Source organism: Photorhabdus cinerea (assembly GCF_011189575.1).
GTDB classification, from domain to species: Bacteria; Pseudomonadota; Gammaproteobacteria; order Enterobacterales; family Enterobacteriaceae; genus Photorhabdus; species Photorhabdus cinerea.
The window spans coordinates 1-18,168 of sequence record NZ_PUJW01000040.1 but is presented as its reverse complement, the minus strand read 5'-3'; the positions used below and the strand labels follow the sequence as shown (position 1 = coordinate 18,168).

16 protein-coding genes and 1 pseudogene are annotated in these 18,168 nt (G+C 36.6%); 10 read left to right on the top strand and 7 right to left on the bottom strand.

Annotated features, from left to right (window positions below; genetic code table 11):
• The 6 genes from tnpA (C5469_RS24590) to C5469_RS20945 all read right to left on the bottom strand — a co-directional run.
• Positions 1 to 136 (bottom strand): IS66 family insertion sequence element accessory protein TnpA (gene tnpA / locus C5469_RS24590; RefSeq protein ID WP_422615845.1); only part of this gene is annotated, 136 nt, incomplete at its 3' end.
• An 89-nt stretch (positions 137 to 225) separates the two neighbouring features.
• A complete protein-coding gene (locus tag C5469_RS20965) occupies positions 226 to 510 on the bottom strand; it encodes a hypothetical protein (RefSeq protein ID WP_166310457.1) in 285 nt (94 codons plus the stop codon).
• A gap of 203 nt (positions 511 to 713) precedes the next feature.
• A complete protein-coding gene (locus C5469_RS20960; protein WP_166310455.1) occupies positions 714 to 2,243 on the bottom strand; it encodes an MFS transporter in 1,530 nt (509 codons plus the stop codon).
• Positions 2,244 to 2,384: 141 nt separating this feature from the next.
• Complete coding sequence (locus tag C5469_RS20955; protein WP_166310453.1) at positions 2,385 to 3,413, bottom strand: Gfo/Idh/MocA family protein; 1,029 nt, start codon at positions 3,411 to 3,413, stop codon at positions 2,385 to 2,387.
• A 1,376-nt stretch (positions 3,414 to 4,789) separates the two neighbouring features.
• Positions 4,790 to 5,881 carry an inositol-3-phosphate synthase gene (locus C5469_RS20950; protein ID WP_166310451.1) on the bottom strand — a complete coding sequence of 364 codons (1,092 nt, stop codon included), beginning with the start codon at positions 5,879 to 5,881 and terminating at the stop codon, positions 4,790 to 4,792.
• Positions 5,882 to 6,085: 204 nt separating this feature from the next.
• A complete protein-coding gene (locus C5469_RS20945) occupies positions 6,086 to 6,934 on the bottom strand; it encodes an NAD-dependent epimerase/dehydratase family protein (RefSeq protein ID WP_166310449.1) in 849 nt (282 codons plus the stop codon).
• 825 nt (positions 6,935 to 7,759) lie between these two features.
• Here C5469_RS20945 and C5469_RS20940 point away from each other — a divergent pair.
• The 10 genes from C5469_RS20940 to C5469_RS20895 all read left to right on the top strand — a co-directional run bounded on the left by C5469_RS20940 (position 7,760) and on the right by C5469_RS20895 (position 17,588).
• Positions 7,760 to 8,908, top strand: coding sequence for a Gfo/Idh/MocA family protein (locus tag C5469_RS20940; protein ID WP_166310447.1), 1,149 nt, complete (start codon positions 7,760 to 7,762; stop codon positions 8,906 to 8,908).
• Between the two features lie 16 nt (positions 8,909 to 8,924).
• Positions 8,925 to 10,268, top strand: a complete 1,344-nt coding sequence (locus tag C5469_RS20935; RefSeq protein ID WP_166310445.1) for an aspartate aminotransferase family protein — start codon at positions 8,925 to 8,927, stop codon at positions 10,266 to 10,268.
• 5 nt (positions 10,269 to 10,273) lie between these two features.
• Positions 10,274 to 11,044, top strand: coding sequence for a TIM barrel protein (locus C5469_RS20930; protein WP_166310443.1), 771 nt, complete (start codon positions 10,274 to 10,276; stop codon positions 11,042 to 11,044).
• Positions 11,041 to 12,219 carry an extracellular solute-binding protein gene (locus tag C5469_RS20925; protein ID WP_166310441.1) on the top strand — a complete coding sequence of 393 codons (1,179 nt, stop codon included), beginning with the start codon at positions 11,041 to 11,043 and terminating at the stop codon, positions 12,217 to 12,219. Before C5469_RS20930 ends, C5469_RS20925 begins: the two co-directional genes overlap by 4 nt.
• Positions 12,220 to 12,234: 15 nt before the next feature.
• Positions 12,235 to 13,512, top strand: a complete 1,278-nt coding sequence (locus tag C5469_RS20920) for a DegT/DnrJ/EryC1/StrS family aminotransferase (protein WP_166310439.1) — start codon at positions 12,235 to 12,237, stop codon at positions 13,510 to 13,512.
• Entirely contained in the window at positions 13,512 to 14,417 is a 906-nt protein-coding gene (locus tag C5469_RS20915) for a radical SAM protein (RefSeq protein ID WP_166310437.1), read from the top strand. Before C5469_RS20920 ends, C5469_RS20915 begins: the two co-directional genes overlap by 1 nt.
• 3 nt (positions 14,418 to 14,420) lie before the next feature.
• Positions 14,421 to 15,245, top strand: a complete 825-nt coding sequence (locus C5469_RS20910) for a glycosyltransferase family A protein (protein ID WP_166310435.1) — start codon at positions 14,421 to 14,423, stop codon at positions 15,243 to 15,245.
• A complete protein-coding gene (locus tag C5469_RS20905) occupies positions 15,238 to 16,017 on the top strand; it encodes a DNA-methyltransferase (protein WP_166310433.1) in 780 nt (259 codons plus the stop codon). Before C5469_RS20910 ends, C5469_RS20905 begins: the two co-directional genes overlap by 8 nt.
• A 331-nt stretch (positions 16,018 to 16,348) precedes the next feature.
• Entirely contained in the window at positions 16,349 to 17,128 is a 780-nt protein-coding gene (locus tag C5469_RS20900) for an inositol monophosphatase family protein (RefSeq protein ID WP_166310431.1), read from the top strand.
• A gap of 172 nt (positions 17,129 to 17,300) precedes the next feature.
• Positions 17,301 to 17,588 (top strand): transposase, encoded by a 288-nt coding sequence (locus C5469_RS20895; protein ID WP_166310429.1) that lies wholly within the window; start codon positions 17,301 to 17,303, stop codon positions 17,586 to 17,588.
• A gap of 8 nt (positions 17,589 to 17,596) precedes the next feature.
• Here C5469_RS20895 and tnpA (C5469_RS20890) read toward each other — a convergent pair.
• A pseudogene (gene tnpA / locus C5469_RS20890) lies at positions 17,597 to 18,025 on the bottom strand (IS200/IS605 family transposase).
• Positions 18,026 to 18,168 lie beyond the last annotated feature (143 nt).

Here is an 18,168-nt window from a genome sequence, read left to right as displayed (position 1 = left end):
GGAGCTTTTTTGTCCAATAGTAAAATGTGGCTGGATTAATCTCATGGTGCTGGCAAAACGCCGTCACCGTTAGCCCGCTCTGCTTTTGGGAAGCAATAACTGCCGCCCAGTGTTGCTGTTTTTCAGTGAGTGTCATAGTGATTCGCCCTCTCAATAAAAGAAAACTCACTATGACAAAAGATTAATCTGTCGGATATGTGGGGTTAATTAGGCGGTTACGTAAAGTCAGGCTCTACGTGCTCTGGACGTTGGACGCCGCGCCGTTTTCGGGACGTTTATCGTGATAAATGCAAAATGCAGGTGAATGTTGTACCGGTTAAAACAGTATCGATCAGTGTGAGACAAAGCCAATTCTGCTCTGTTGTATGGGTAGCCGGTGATGAATACCACCGGGAAACTTTCATCCTCAAACGGAGGGTTAGGTGTCCGAGGATATCTGCTTACAAAAGTGCGCAGATGTACCGCATTGCATGCACTCCCTTTCAGGCTACGGGAGTTTTCGTACGTCACCCGATGGGTGCTCCTTGCAGTTTCCACGTGAGGCAAACCATTTACCATAGAAATGGTTTGCCTCCAATTTATATTAACCCTGAGACAATATACTTCATCAATCATAGCTCCAGCTCTAAATTTACATAGGGTTAATACCATTAATAATCTTGTGAGGTGCTAAAAACTCTTGTACCACAATATCTCTCGGTTTGGAAACTGGCTTAAGCCGTTTTTCGAAGAAAAATAAAAGATACTATGGATAAAAATATGGCAAGTATTACAGTTGAACCCGCGACTACGGCAAGGCCTGATGCAAAAGCATCACTTGCTTGTTCTCTGAGATACTCACCTTTAATTCCCCCCAATGAGGAAGCTTCTGCCATAGCGATAGAAAATGAATTCGCAGCATGTTCTACAATAGAACTATTAATATCGCTACTAGCAAGACCTCCGGTTAAAATTCGTTGGTAAACAGCTGTCCCTAGTGTACCGAAAAGGGCTATACCTAGTCCCATACCAAGTTCAGTCGCTGTTTCAGCTGCTGCACCTGCTGAAGCACTCTTACCTTCGGGAGCTGAGGAAATCACGATATCAGTACCTAGTGCATCGAAAGGACCTGACCCTAAATACACAACAACAATACCTGCTACCACCCACACTGGGCCTAGTTGAACGCCAAGCGCTATAGTAACAAGACCTACTGACATCACGAGAAATCCTGTCCCAATAACTGCTCCACTGCTTTTCATTTTCCTTGAAAGAGTGGGAGATATAAGCGCTCCTATAAGCAGTCCAAGTGATGCAGGTGCAATTGATGCGCCAGCAGCAACAGGACTTAATCCGTAAGCCAGCTGGAGATATTGAGGTACAAAAAGAGTTAAACCTCCTATAATAGAAGGCCCCAATAAAAGTACCATCAATGCAGTCGCTAGCCCTGCATTAGATAGGATCATTTTAAGATCCAGAAGAGGGTTATTGACTTTAAGTTGGCGAATAACAAATACTCCTCCGGCAATAAACCCCCACGCTAAAACCACAGTAGTACTTAGCTTTATTTCAGTACTGACAAGTCCTTTAAACCCATAAACAAGCGGAAGTATAGTAGCAAGAAAAAGTATACTACTAATCCAATCGTATTGTTTTTGGTTTTCAAGCTTAAATCCTTTAGGAAAAACTATCGGACCAGCTATTAGCAAGGGGAGTATTACGGGAACAGCTAAGAGAAAAATAGCTTCCCATCCAAAAAATTCCAATAAAGCGCCACCTATTATTGGCCCAAGAGCAAATCCAGCCATGAAAGCAGCAGTCCATATCGCAATTGCTCGTCTACGCTGGTGTGGATTTTGGAATAGCTCACTTATCAGCCCAAGGGTCGCTGGCATAAGTGTTGCACCAGCAATGCCTAGTGCTGCCCTTACTATAATTAGCGTAGAGGAGGTTGGTGACATAGAAGCTACAGCTGAAAGCACTGCGAAAGCAGTGCCCCCAATTAATAAGACGCGACGATTTCCCCAACGATCACTCATTCCTCCCATTGGCATGAGAAATCCTGCAATCATGAGTGGGTAGATGTCTAAAATCCACAGTTCTTCTACTGACGTAGTGTCAAGAGAGGCAGCTATGTGCGCTAAAGCCAAGTATAATGCACTCATATCTAAAGCAAGCACAGCGGTTGGTAAACAAAGCAGGCAAAGTGCCAGCCAAGATTGTGATTCGTTCAACGTTATCCGCTGACCTGTTTTTATTGACATTAAAACCCTCCTATTTGCTCTAGAATCAATTTATTATAAGTTTTGATAAATCTAGCTGCGTCTGAGTAGCAAAGCATAATTACTCACAGAACTAAATCTAAAGAGAAATCCCTATTATTATTTTAAAGTTAAACTCACAATTCAAGCTGCTGAGTAATCAGGAACATCCAAATCAATCCATTTTCCTGATTGGCAACTGGAATCATATGCTGCGTCTATAGTCGCCGATGTCACGAGCGACTCAATGATTAGTGGAGCACGACGTATTGGATTCATAACTAAATCTTTAAAATCAAGAAACATATCCCGAAACCAACTCTTATGTGTAGGGTCATTGAATTCAGAATTGATTGTTTTTTTAATGATTTTTCCATCTGATGCATAGGTTAGTTCATCATCATTCACTATTATTGAACCTCGAGTTCCTGATATGCTATAGCAGGTACTTCTATGGTCAGCCGACCATGATAACGTAAAACTTACTTCTACATCATTTGTACACTGCATACGAACAAAAGCTGTATCCTCAGTGTCTAGAAACCCATCACGAAACTGCCCTGAGATACATGAAACTGATAGGGGAGTGGAATTAGTTAGGTGCATTGCTGCGTATATACTATGCGGTCCATGATCGCGAAGAATCCCTCCTTTTGATATGCTCAATTTTCTCCTCCAATCTGGATCCCAACCTTTTACGCCTAAGGCGTGACCTAAGCGTAAGGTTTTAAAATCTGCACGCACAATTTTTCCTATCCCCCCTGCCTGCACGATTTTTCTTACTTCTGCAAGTACTGGAGAAAACTTGTATACGTGACAAGGATAAAACAGTTTATCGCTTGAAATTATTTTGGATATTTGGTCCTTATATCCCGATAGATCAGGCAAAAAGACAGGTTTTTCACATAACGTGTGGAATCCACTATCTAATGCTTTAGCGCTATAGATAGCGTGAGTGTCAGGAGGAGTACACACATCGATAAAATCAAGATCTTCAGCTTTAACAAGTTGCTCAAATGTAGAGTAAGCTGTAAGACCAAAATTTTCTTCCGCTATACGTCGTCTCTCTGGTGACACATCGACAATGGAGGTTACTGAAAATCCATTACACTGCCGATACCCTGCGAGATGTCCAGTTGCTATTACTCCAAAACCTATAATTGCGCCTTTCATATTGGTTACCTCATTATGTTATAGAACTAATTTTGTGTTATTACCTCAATGGGTATTTAGATTAGAGTTTATGTAAATATTAAACCTATGGCAGTTTTTTTGTTTTGTATGGAACAATTTTTTAAAATATAATGTCACATAGAAACTTCATTAATATTAACGTTAACAAAATTAGTAGCCATGATAATTTCATCTTAATAAAAAATTATTTATTTAATTTTCATATACCAATTTAACTTCAAGGTGCATTTTATATTTCTCCGTGCAGCAGGGAAGATATAATAAATCACGTTATCTTATAGTTTTCAAATTAAAGTTTATAGAGTATATACAGGGCGCGAGCATACTTTGATTAATATTTATTATCAAAATGTAAATATTGTTCTTTAATCCTATGGTTTTCTATAAAAGTTTAAAAAATTGCTTTTGTGACTACATTTTACTCGATACAAATACCGTAAAAGTTAATTTTTGAAAAATAATCATCTTTAAAGTGCCATTAAAATAATGTGCTAGCGCCATGGAGTATATAAAGGCTATCTATGGTATGGAGTGATAAATCTATCATAGCCAGTTTCTTTTTTATTTTTATTATAAGCTCTAAAGGCTTCTTCTATTTTATTTTTTATTCCAAATCCATTGTGAAAAACAATATAATTTAGCACCAGAACTGCCGAAAAAACAACCACAAAAACAACTAATATTTTAATTCCGTTTTTTTGTAAAAATTAATCATAATATTACCTATGAGCCTACAGTACAGTATATTATGTGTTAACATGTGAACCCAAGGAAGGTAATATTTATTTACTTGATTATCATTAACTTTTATATTCCTTATTTGGTAAAACTATCAATATTATAATTTTATCTAATACTATTTTAGAAATTAATTTCTCATAAATTTAATAAAATTAATATCTCATTACAATATTTCAACACATATTTTGTGTTTTTATTAGTTATACATTGAAATTATTTCATTTTATTCTTCAAAAAAAATATCATACACCCAAATCTATACAGGATAGGTAATAGTAACTATTTCATAGAAACAATTTCAAATGACAGTACAGTTATGTTATTAATCTGGCGATGATTTATATTTATAAATCTTAAGATTTATTAGAACTTAATTACCACCAGATTAATATTTAGACACAGATCTAAAAGTTACTTTTTACTAAATAAATATCCATCACTTTACTTTATATTTTCCACTACATTTTTCTTGTGCGTTGGTTAAAAAATCATACTAATTAAAAGTTAAATTTCAATAAATTGTAGTGAATTATGTGTACTTAAGAGACTAATATTACTCCATATTGACCTATAAGTAGTTGGTACTGATTGACACAATGAATGTAATTGGATTTTTACTTCTGTATTTCACCCCTTATGAAAGCTTCAACTTTTTCATGAGCCACTTCGTCGGAAAATTGTTCTGGCGGAGATTTCATAAAGTAACTGGAAGCAGAAATTAATGGTCCCCCAATCCCACGATCTAAACCAATTTTTGCTGCTCGCACAGCGTCAATGATCACTCCAGCAGAATTAGGTGAATCCCAAACTTCAAGTTTATATTCTATTGAGACAGGAACATCACCAAAATTACGCCCCTCCAAACGGACAAATGCCCACTTCCGATCATCTAACCACTGGACATAATCAGAAGGACCTATGTGTATATCTTTCTTCGACAATATAGCCGAAGTATTTGAAGTAACTGCTTGGGTTTTGGACATTTTCTTAGATTCTAAGCGTTCCCGTTCCAGCATATTTTTGAAGTCCATATTGCCACCTACATTCAATTGATATGTACGGTCAAGAGTAACTCCTCTTTTCTCAAAAAGTTTTACCAACTCACGGTGAGTAATCGTTGCGCCAATTTGGGATTTTATATCATCACCTATAATTGGAATGCCTGATTCCTCGAATTTTTTTGCTAACTCGGGTTCACTAGCGATAAACACTGGTAACGCATTCACAAAAGCAACACAAGCATCAATTGCAGCTTGTGCATAAAAACGGGCTGCCTTTTCAGAGCCTACTGGAAGATAACAAACCAAAACATCAACATTAGCGCTTATCAATGAAGAAACCACATCAACTGGTGGCTCACTAGATTCTTGAATAAGTTGTCGATAATAATATCCTAAACCATCCAACGTTGGGCCACGAAGTACCTCTACTCCGATTGTTGGAACATCAGAAATTTTAATAGTATTATTCTCTGATACATTAATTGCCTCAGATAAGTCTAGACCGACCTTGGCTGCATCAACATCAAAGGCCATAACAAACTCAATATCAGAAACATGATACTTTCCAAAGCGGACATGCATTAGACCAGGAATATTTTTATCATCAGGTGCATTTTTGTAATACTCAACACCTTGAATTAGTGAAGATGCACAGTTACCAACACCAATAATTGCCACACGAATAGGATTTTTTGAACTTGTCATATTTTTTCCTTGAAATTACCTATGAATAATAAATCGTTGAACACTACCAAAATCTTAAAGAGTGCTAGGTTATTCATTCCGCTTCTTCAAATGAAGATACAATTAATAAATTTTTTAAAAAATAATTTAAGGATCAATTGGTGATGGTTTTTTATTTATCTATTTAAAGTATATTAATAATAAATAATATTGGATGTATTTAATTTATTTTTTAGATGCAAAAGCAGCGTCTAAAACACCTTTTATGCCTACGTTAAGTGATATTTTAGGTTGCCAATTAAACAATTCTTTTGCCAAGGAAATGTCTATTGAAACAGAACTTGCATCAAATGTTCTGGCAGATTTTTTGATCACCTTTATTGGTTGAGCAGCGGCCTTCAAAAAAATTCCATAAAGATCGCTAAGAGTTACCGTTTCTCCAGATCCAACATTGACAGTTAATCCTGTATAACAGGATTGATAATTATTTATTATTTTTAATATAATTTCTGCTAAATCAAAGATGTTGAGATAATCTCGCCCTGAATTTCCCATCATTTCTATTGGTTCGTGATTACATATTTTTTGTGCCCAATGAGCTATGACTCCAAATCCTGGCTTAGGTTTTTGATGGGGTCCATAGATGTTCGATAATCTTAAAATAAGAGGTTCCACCCAGTTAGATTGTCGTACTACTGCCTCTTGAGCTAACTTGCTACATCCATAAAGATTTACCGGTAATAACGATGAAGACTCTTTATAAGGCTGAGTATCAGCAGGGTCATATACTGTTCCCGCAGAAGAAGCAAATACGAATAAAGGACGTGTTTTAATATTTTTTAATTTATTTAAAAATTGAATAAGACTAAGCAAATCAAAATCTACGTGTTCGGAATCACTCTTTGCGTTATGTGGTGTGGTTGAACCCGCTAAATAGAGTACAATGTCTGTATCATAATTTTCAATTTTTCTATTTCGAGTGACAGCGATTGGGTTGTAACCTTTTTGTCGGAGTATTTTGACCATCGTGTTTCCAATAAATCCATCAGCTCCAACCACTGTGACATTTTTCATTGGACTCTCCCTTAATTTCATTTCATGAAAATTTTATATTTAAGAATGCCTTTGAATCTGCCTTGAAGTTCATTGTTTGTTATTGATAAACGTTGAGCTTTCACATCAGGTAACACAAACTGCTAGGCTTATATATCAACTGTCTATGCTCATTTATAACCGTGATGATAATACAGTCAAAAAAAATAAAAAAAATAATGATTTTTAACGATCTTGTTACAAATAATATGTTAGAAAAAAATTCCACAATGGATTAAATTAAATCAATTCATTAAATAATAATTTCCAGATCAACGGCAGTTATGTGAAATATAATTTTCTATATTGATAGGTCAGATTATAAATAATTTCGACGTTGTATTTATCTATATTGTGATAACAATTATTTATATCAGAATAAATTTATCTCCTTAGAAAAACATAGAGATATGTAATTGAATAGACTGTAGAATTTATTGAAAAAATGGGATATATTACCCTGATATAAATGGAGCACTCAAAAAAAAACAAAATTAATTATTTAAGAGATGATAATAAAATATTGTTTATGAATTAATAGTTATTAGTTATTAGTTATTAGTTATTAGTTATTAGTTATTAGTTAAAATAACTATGGGTGATAAGTTTCAAGTGATATTTATATTTTACATGGATGATTAATAGTAATTTATTATTATCACTGGTTAGTTATATTTTAAAAATACAGTAATCTAAAATAGTTATATCCTTATTTAAATACTGCATCTAGATATTATATCATAAATATGTTTTTCATACTATTATTCGGTAATTTTTTCCCTTTAATGGAAGCGGAGACAGATAAAAATGCCAGAGACATATTGTATAAAAGTAGGAGTAGTTGGATGTGGTGCAATTGCTCAAATCATGCATTTTCCACATCTAAAAGAACTTAATGAACTTTTTGAAATTAAAGCGATATGCGATATTTCTAGTAGCCTTTTAAATAAAATAGGGAAAAAATATAACATTGACGATGAATATAGATATACAGATTATACGGAATTTCTTGAATCAGGCATCGATGCTGTTTTTGTTCTAACTGAAGGCTCTCATGCCCCACTTGTTTCACAAGCTTTAAAGGCAGGAAAACATGTTTTCTGCGAAAAACCTCTTTGTTTTACAGTGAAAGAAGCCGAAGAAATTGAAATAATTTTAAAGAAAATTGATAAAATCGTGATGATTGGTTATATGAAACGTTACGATCCTGGATTTAAATATGCCCTTGATATTATTAATAAAATTGAAAATCCTCGTTATACCCAAGTAACAATTCTTCATCCGAGCGAACAACAATATTTTGATATGCATGAAGTTCTTCGATTCAATGATATACCCAAAGATATAAAAGAAGAAAAGATTCAAGAACAAAATAGGATTTTAGCTAGCGCAGTAGGAAATATTGAAGAAAATATTAAATATATTTATCATGATGCGATGCTTAGTAGTATGGTTCACAATATCAATCTAATTCGTGCTATGTTTGGCGAACCAATCGGTGTTCTGTCAACACAAATATGGCCTATTTATTCTTATTATCCAACTATAAGCACAGTCTTAGATTATGGTGAAAATCACCATATAATATTAACTTGGTCTTATTTGTCTGGAGTTAGAAACTATATTGAAGAACTTTCAGTTTATTCAGACTCTGAACGTATAAAAGCAAAATTTAGCTCTCCATTTTTGAAAAATATACCAACGATAGTTTCTCAGGAATATATGCAAGATGGGAAATTAATCACTAGTGAAGTAGAGGTTTCTTATGATAATGCATTCAAAGAAGAACTACGAGTTTTCTATCAGTGTGTTATCAATAATAATAATGTAATTACTGATGTGCTTGATGCTAAAGAAGACATCAAATTACTCCAATCAATATTAGCAGCAAATCATCCCAAAGGCCTTGGTGGAGAAGTCTTGCAACGATTAATTACTTCTAAAAAGCATGAATAACACTCGAGGAGGAAATATGATAAATAGAAAGGATAAGCTTTCATCTCCTATCACTGAGAAAATAATTTCGAAATTTTCAGAATACTCATTACCTGGTGGGCCAATAATTACCGAGTATGCGAACATTGTAGTAGATTACGCAAAAAATGCACATATTTGGGATTCCGATGGAAATCGGTATATCGATTTTTTCACCGGGGTTGGTGTTTGTAATATTGGGCATTCTCATCCGAAATTTCAAGAACGTATGATGGGACAACTTTCTAGATGTACTGTTGGTAGTTTCTATACAGACGTTCGTGCCCAACTGTATGAAAGTATAGCAGACTTTTTACCATCAAACCTGCAACATATACATATGTTTTCAACAGGAAGTGAAGCAGTCGAAGCTGCTATTCGATTTGCACGGGCAGCAAGTGGTCGAGAAGAAGTAATTAGTTTCTGGGGCGGTTTTCATGGCAAAACTCAAGGCGCTATCAGTCTCCATGCCGGACCAAGAAAAAAAGATGTTGGCCCCTTACCAACAGGCATTCATCATATTCCCTATGCCTATTGCTTTCGATGTCCTTTAAAACTCAAATTCCCTGACTGTCAATATGCCTGTGTTGAACTTGCAAAAAATACAATAAAAGAGAGTACAACAGGAAATATCGCAGCCATAATTATAGAGCCTGTTCAGGGTACTAATGGAAATATCGTTCCTCCTCCAGGATATCTAAAAAAAATACGTAAACTAGCCGACGATTTTGGAGCATTATTGATTTTTGATGAGGTAATCACAGGATTTGGAAGAACTGGACAGTTTTTCGCTTATGAACACGAAAATGTAGCGCCCGATATTTTGGTTCTTGGTAAGGCCATGGGTTCTGGTATACCTGTAAGTGCCATAATTAGCGATGCTAATTTGGTTAAAGACACATCATTTTCTTCTCCGAGTGCAGCTTCTTCAACATTTAGTGGTAATCCTTTAGCTAGTGCAGCAGCCTTAGCTACAGTTGAAATCATTCGAGATGAACATCTAGTTGAACGAAGTTGTGAATTAGGCAAACTAGCAGAAAGCATCATTGAATCATGGCCTAATGATATATCTGTAGTTGGAAATGTTGGAATACTAGGACTCATGATTGGCTTAGAACTAGTCTGTCCAGACACAAACCATCCATTACCTGCTGAGTTAACTCGCCATTTTTTTCATTCTTTGATTCGGCGTGGCGTTATCGCTATGGCATATGGAAGTCGGATTAGATTATACCCACCATTATCTATTAATGATTTTGACCTTCGAGAAGGATTGCTGGTTATACAAAGTGAACTACAAATGCTTTCTAAGATTATCAAAAATTATCCTTTTGAGGGGTGATTATTATGCGTATTGGATGTGTTATTTCTAATAATCAACAACTAGCATGGGCTCAAGAATGCGGTTTTGATTACCTCGAAATAAAAGGTGATTTTCTTCTTCAACTTTTTAGAGACGGAGATTTTGATAATTTACTAAAAGTTGAAAATATATCTTTCGAAGCCATGACATCTCCATTACCACGGGAACTTGGTGCTAAAATTGTTGGAGATAATTCGGATCATACATATGCGCTTAAAATTTTTACACAACTGATTGATCTATCTGTAATACTTGGAATAAAAAAAGTTACACTAGGTAGTGGTCAAGCACGTTCTGTACCTGAACATTTCAAACGCATCTGTGCATACAAACAATTTATAGATTTTATAAATAAAGCCAAGGATGTGTGTACAAGTAGAAAACAAATACTTAGTATTGAGCCACTGCATAGTGGTGAAACAAATTTCATAAATTCCTGTATTGAAGCACAGAGGGTAATAAATGATATTCCTGATATTTCAATAACGGCTGACTGCTATCATATTTTCACTGAACAACTGAGTCTCAGTGATGAGCTATATAAAAGCAAAATAATGCATGCTCATACTTCATTTATTCCTCGTGGTTCAGGTGTATTCAGAGAAGAGTATCAGTTGTCATTTTTAAAAAAATTACAAGTGATTGGCTGTAATGACATATCGATAGAGGAAAGTTTTAATAACAAGGAGAATATGCATGAAATGTTATTAAAATTGCGAAAATTAAGTGGACATATTACAGGAGATATAAAGTGACTATTTCATTTATAACAGATCAAATTACACCTGTAACAAAATTTTTTATAGAGCAGGTAGTAGACTATTGGAATACGAATCAACCGAATAGGCCAGTTAATCTCACTTTCATAGATCATGAGGAACTTAGAGACTCACTTGAGAATTATCTTACTCAAACAAATCCACCTGATGTTTTGACTTGGTTTGCTGGAAATCGTATGAAATCTTTTATTGAGCGTAAACTCATGCTTAATACTGAATCAATTAAGGGAATTGAGACGTTCTATGAATCACTTCAACCCAGATTTCAAAAAATGTTTGATAAAGGAGATGCACAATATTTTATTCCAACTTCTTATTTTTGGTGGGCAATATATTATCGTCCATCAGTTTTTAGACAAGCAGGGATCAATATGCCAATAAATAGTTGGCATGAACTTACCGTTGCGGCTGAAAAGCTACGTTCAATAGGTATTGTACCTTTTTCGTTAGGTTCACGTTATCGGTGTCCAGCAGTAGCATGGTTCGACTATTTAAATATGAGGTTAAACGGTCCAGAGTTTCATCAACAACTTATGGATTTAAAAATACCATATACAGATGCAAGAATTAAAACTGTGCTTTCATTTTTCAGAAAATTGCAAAGAAACGATTGGTTTATCGGTAAAGCAAATTCTTATGATGAAGAAGAAGCTGTAGCCACAGTGTTGAATGGTAAAGCTGGAATGACTTTGATTGGAAGCTATGTCCAAGATGAGTATTTGCCTCCAGATTATATCGAAGAACTAGACTTTTTTAGATTTCCAATAATAAATGAAAATGTTGCTATTGGAGAAGATACTCCTATCGATGGATTTTTTGCTGCAGGACATTCAATTAATCTGCAAGATTCTGGTGATTTTTTGCTTCACTTAGGTTCAAGAAACGTTCAAACATTAGCGACAAAATTAATTACAGCTTTACCTACCCGTTCAGATATTAATATTGGAAATAGAAGCGATTTAGCTAAGGGGAAAGAAATAATAGATCGAGCAAGTAATCTTTTTCAATTTTACGATCTTGATACGCCGTGGGAAATTGCTGATGTGGGCATGGCTTTGATAAATAATTTCGCTAATTATGAAGCCGATGAGTCAACAGTTCAGCATTGTATTGAAGATGCTCGTTTAAGATTTTTAGGTAATTTTAATTAAAATGGAGAAATTATTATGAGTACCTCTGAACTTGCAATTATTGGGGGAAACCCAGTTCGTACTTCACCATGGACAGCATGGCCGTCCGCTACGAAACAAACTATGGCTAACCTTGAAGATGCCATGCTCTCGGGACGATGGGCTATTAGCGGAGCCTACACTGGTGCTACAGGCTATGAAAAAAGGTTCTGCCAAGCATTTGCTGACTATCAAGGCTCTTCTTATGCTATTGCAACTACGAACGGGTCTGCTGCAATTAAAATTGCAATGCAAGAAGTTGGTGTAGGTCCAGGGACTGAAGTTATCGTACCAGGCTTGACTTGGGTAGCTTGTGCATCAACAGTTGTTGAACTGGGAGCCGTACCAGTACTCGCAGATATAGATCCTAGCTCGCTCAGCATTTCTGTACAAGCAGCAGAAGCAGCACTTAGCGATAAAACCATTGCAATCCTTTTGGTACACGCATACTGCTCTGCTGCTGACATTGATGGCTTTATAGATCTTGCTAATCGGACCGGTATAGCTTTAATCGAAGATTGTTCACAAGCCCATGGTGCAGAATGGCGAGGGGAAAAACTAGGTTCATTTGGACAACTAGGAGTTTTTAGCCTACAACAAACGAAAGTATTAACTTGTGGAGAAGGAGGAATTGTTACATGTAACTCATTAGATGCTTATAATCGTCTCCAACAGTATCGAGGAAATGGTCGAATATATTCCAGCTCTCCTGCGGCAGGACAATTGGAACTTGTTGAAATGGGAGAAGTATATGGGGCTAATCACTGTTTATCAGAAATTCACTCTGCAATTGCACTAGCTCAACTTGAATTACTGGATGAACAAAATGCAGTTCGTGAAACTAATGCTTCCTATTTAGCGAATGCCTTAGAAAAAATACCTGGTGTGAATACCATTACCCCACCAGCCGGATTAACCCGCAGAACATATTATGACTATGTGATTCAATTAAGTGCCGACATTGTAGGCCCTTTCTCTATACATCGAGTGGTCGAAGCAATGGCTGCAGAGCTTGGTACTTTCGTTGAAACACTAGATGCACCAATGAATTCAAACCTTCTTTATAACCCACTACTATCTAAAATTGCCAATACAAAGGAATTGATTTCCCAATTAGATCCAAAGAGATTTGAATTACCATTTTCACATAAAGCTTATAATAGTAGTTTTGCATTCCTTCATCACCTCCTACTAGGCACCACTAAAGATATGGATGATATTATAGCTGCCGTATTAAAAATACTGCGGAATTTGGAAAAGCTTCGGGAGAAATAATGAAAAATGTCCAGTTTCGAAATGGAAAAGTATTTAATCCTGAAGGAATTGAGATTAATGCAACCTTACATTGCAATATGAATTGCAAGTCTTGTGCACATTTGTCACCTCTATTTAGGAAAAAAAATACTGATCCAGGCACAATGTATCACTATTTAGAAGTTCTTAGTCATTCGTATCACGCGTCCTATGCGAAAATTATGGGAGGCGAGCCGCTTTTAAACCCCAATTTACTTGAATTAATCAAAGCTGTTGTTAATTCAGGTATTGCAGATGAAATATTGTTAACCACAAACGCAACACTTCTTCATAAAGCACCAGATGAATTATGGGAAGCAATAGATAGTCTTGAGCTTTCTCTTTATCCTAGTAAATTACCTAATGAGGAAAAGATAGAATCTTTCAAATATAAGGCTGCATTACATAAAGTAAAGTTAAGAATTAACTATTATGATAATTTCCGCTTCAGTTATTCAGAAGAAAAAAATGAAGATTTTTCTCTAACTCAAGATGTTTACGATACATGTAAGATGGCTCATTTTTGGCATTCTCACACGGTTATCGACGGCTGGTTTTTCCGTTGTCCTCAGAGCATTTTTATCCCTCAGCAAGGTGTAGCAGGGGGATGGAATAATGAAGTAGATGGACTCCGCATTAGCGATGAACCAGAGTTCGCAGAATCTCTATATAAGTTTCTTACACGCTCACAACCACTTAAAGCTTGTGAATACTGTTTAGGAAGTGTTGGAAAACTTCATCCACATAAGGAATTACGAAGAGCAGACTGGAGGCCTTTAGGAAAATATGAAGATTTAGTTAGCCGAGATTTTTTAACAGTTTGTAGAAAAGACATAACAGCCGATGATAGTTGTCTGCGATTATCTGAAATTTATCCGGTGGAGTAAACTATGTCTGGAATTTCCGTAATTACACTGACACGTTATAGACCAGTAGAAGTTAAAAGAGCAATTATGAGTGTTCAACAGCAGACTGAGCCTGCTGCGGAACATATTGTGTTGGTCGATGGAGATCATCAGATTGAGCAAAGTGTAAAAGCATTTATTGATTTTAGTAGCATTGAACGATGTAAAGTCCATTTGATACCTCGGAAATTAAGTGATGTATCTGGTCCTGGTCGTTCATCTGTTTTGAGAAACATCGGGGTACAGATGGCAGAGAACCCTTGGATAGCCTTTCTCGATGATGATAACGAGTGGTTACCCAATCACTTATCATCACTTATTGCACTCGCTCACCAGAGCAATTCTCCCGCAGTATATTCCGAAGTTGCTCTTTTCACTGCAGAAGGGGAACCATATTTGGAACACAGATGGCCTTGGGCACACACACAGGAGGAAGGTGAAAACAAATATAGGGACTATGTGGAGCGAGGTATTTTAATACCAGGATCCAATGTGATCCACGACCGTCCTGAAGTTCGAGACGTCCCAGTTGATACAAGTGCTTGGCTTTTAGACCGAAATTTGCTCTTGTCCGTACCGTTTCAAGAAACATTTAGCATAGATGACGCTCAAACACTTACAAGTGAAGACGATAAATTATTCTACTCGCTCCTCAAACGCGGTGTACGCCTTGCATGTACCTTTAAACCTACTTTGGTTTATTACTTGGGAGGATATTCTAACAGTAGGGTGACAGTACGGACGGATGAAGTAATTGAATGGTCAAATTTAAAACAACAGATCCCAGTCGGAGAAATATATAATGAATAGAGATATATGTATTGAGACGGATTTAGGAATATATTTATGGGGTGATAGTTTATCTGTTATGCGGGATATCCCTGATGGAAGCATAGATGTAGTGATATGTTCTCCCCCCTTTGAAGGTGATTTGAATATTAGCGATGCAGATAGAATGGGAGAAAGATTTGTCGACTGGTTTGCAAATTTTTTCAACGAATTTGAACGACTACTGCCCACTCATGGAGTAGTTGCATTCGAGCTTGGCGGTATGTGGCTTGCTGACGCTTCAGGAAAATCTATACAGCAGTCTTCTTTTTTACGGTATCTAACTTCCCGTGGTTGGAAGCTAATTCAAGAGCTTTTTTACTTTAATCCCCAACTCCTTCGTCCCCAACCTAATGTTGGGTTACCTCGATTGCCTGATTCGATTACTCCAATTTGGGTGGTGAGCAGGAGCTATACTGGGCATTATCAAATACCGGTTTCTGAGCGAGAGCCGTATGCGCAGTATATTCGTGGAAACTTACTTGAATTCGACACCTCGAATAAATATGACCAACAGTATGAGTCCTTTCTTGCGAAAAGAGGAGAAAGTGCCTATTTAGATCGCTGGCCAAGTATTCTCCCAGCTTTCTTGATTGAACTACTGACTGTGACCGGTCAAACCATTTTAGACCCTTTTGCAGGCAGCGGCGCTACTTGTCATGCAGCGAATCGACTTGAACGCCATTGGATTGGCATTGAGCGCAACAAATCTCTTTCTCTGCATGTAGACGCAATGTTTTCTGATCTTACTTAGGCTATAACTCTGCTAAAAGTAGCTCATGTTGCTTAGGTCAAGATAAAAGGTGACAAATCTACGAATCTTATTTGTTGATAGTTGATTCAGGCTGGTAGGTTGAATAAATATGAACGAATATACCGAACCTACCACCACCGGAAATGTATCTACTTCATCCAAATAATGAAAATTTAATCGCTTATTTTCTCTGCAATCTACATAACCCTTGCAGTCAATAATAACCATGGCCCACATCAAATTTGAAGAATCCTCCAGCGAGACAATATGTTCAACAGAATTTAGGAATTCAAGTTGTCATCACGCCTCCAAATATATGCAAAAGGAAAATATGGATACTTACCTTACAAAAAAAATCATTACAAACTTAATTACGCGCAGTGTTACAGCTGCACATGAAGCAGCTAAATATCTTCCTAGAACTACTAGTCAAGAGTTTTTGACTATAACCAGTAAAGGACCATATCGAGAAACTGTAACAATATACGATAAGGTACTTGAGAAAAAAATTCTGGAAAATTTAACATTGCTAAACAAAGATGACAGCTATTTAGGAGAAGAAACCGGCCACTATAATGGAAACTCCAAAGTTAAATGGATAATAGATCCAATTGACGGAACATTAAATTTTGCTCGTCGAATCCCAGCTTACTCTATTTCAATAGCTGCTGAAGTCGATGGAAAAGTTGTTGCAGGAACAGTATATGATCCATCTCATCAAGATACCTTTACTGCCGGACTCGGTTTAGGTGCTAGGTGTAACGGTTATAAAATTAAATCTAGTAGCACTTTCAATCTATCAGACGCTGTTGTATCAACTGGTTTTTCGAAAAATCCTGAAATTCGCCGAAAGCAAGCTCAAATAATATCTAAACTTCTGACCGAAGTGCAAGATATTCGAAGTTGTGGTTCAGCGGCCTTAGATCTTTGTTGGCTCGCTGCTGGGAAATTAGACGCTTACTATGAGCATGACCTATGTTATTGGGATTTAGCAGCAGGATCGTTAATAGCTAGTGAAGCTGGAGCAGATATAATAATCCAAGGTGATTTCGTTATTGGAGCTGCTCCAGCAATATCCAAAAAGCTTAATATTCTATTGAATCACTCATGAGTGTATAACTACTAAAAGAAATTTATGATCTAACATTATGTGACCGATAAAAATTGGTCACACCCTCAACATCATAACCTAAACTGATTTTTAATCAGTCAATTACTGTTGTGCTTTAATAAATTCGGACATTTTGGTAAAGGAATAGAATAACTTTAATTAAGGTGTCTTTATGAAACGAAAATCGCCCCCAAAATTTACTGATAACTTTAAAAGAGAAGCCGTCAATTTAATTGTTGAACAGGGCTATACCGTCCCACTGGCGGCTGAAACTTTGGGTATCTCAACAAAACTCCTGTATACATGGCGAAAACAGGCTATGGAGCAAGCCAAACCCGGAGCGTTAACCTCTGAAGAGCGACAGGAGTTATTGCAGCTTCGTAAAGAAACTCAACAACCACCGACTGAAGTCGGTGGGTTAGTGATTAACGGACTGAAAGTCCGGATACGCATCGGCTGAACGATGCGTCAATTGTCCATCCTGAAGTTATCATCCGGGTTAGGTTCAAAATGATGCGCCAGATAAGCCTTTATCATCTATTCCGTTAACTGACCCTCCGTGGCACAAAAATAGCCTCTGCCCCAAAAATGTCGACCCCAGTAACGCTTTTTCAGATGCGAAAACTCTTCAAACAACTTACTCGCCGTCCTTCCCTTCAATCTCCTCATGATTTCTGAGGGTGCCAATGTTGGGGGACTACTTACCAGTATATGAACGTGATCTTGGCTCACGACACCTTCTAATATCCTGATTTCAAATGCTTCACATGCCTGGCGAACTAACTCTCGCACGCGTAGAGCGACTTCACCTGTCAGCACTTTGTATCTGTATTTCGTTACCCACACAAAATGATATTCAATCTGAAATACTGTGTGGCTGCCATATCTGTAATCCATATTGCACCTCTCGTGCAACGTAAGCGCCCAATTAAGCAATGCAGTTTACATAATGTCGCTGATGTTGACATTCCACGGTAACAGATCGTGCAATGAATCATCAGAATGGCATTTGGGAAGTTCCGTAAAAATATGCCGAAAAT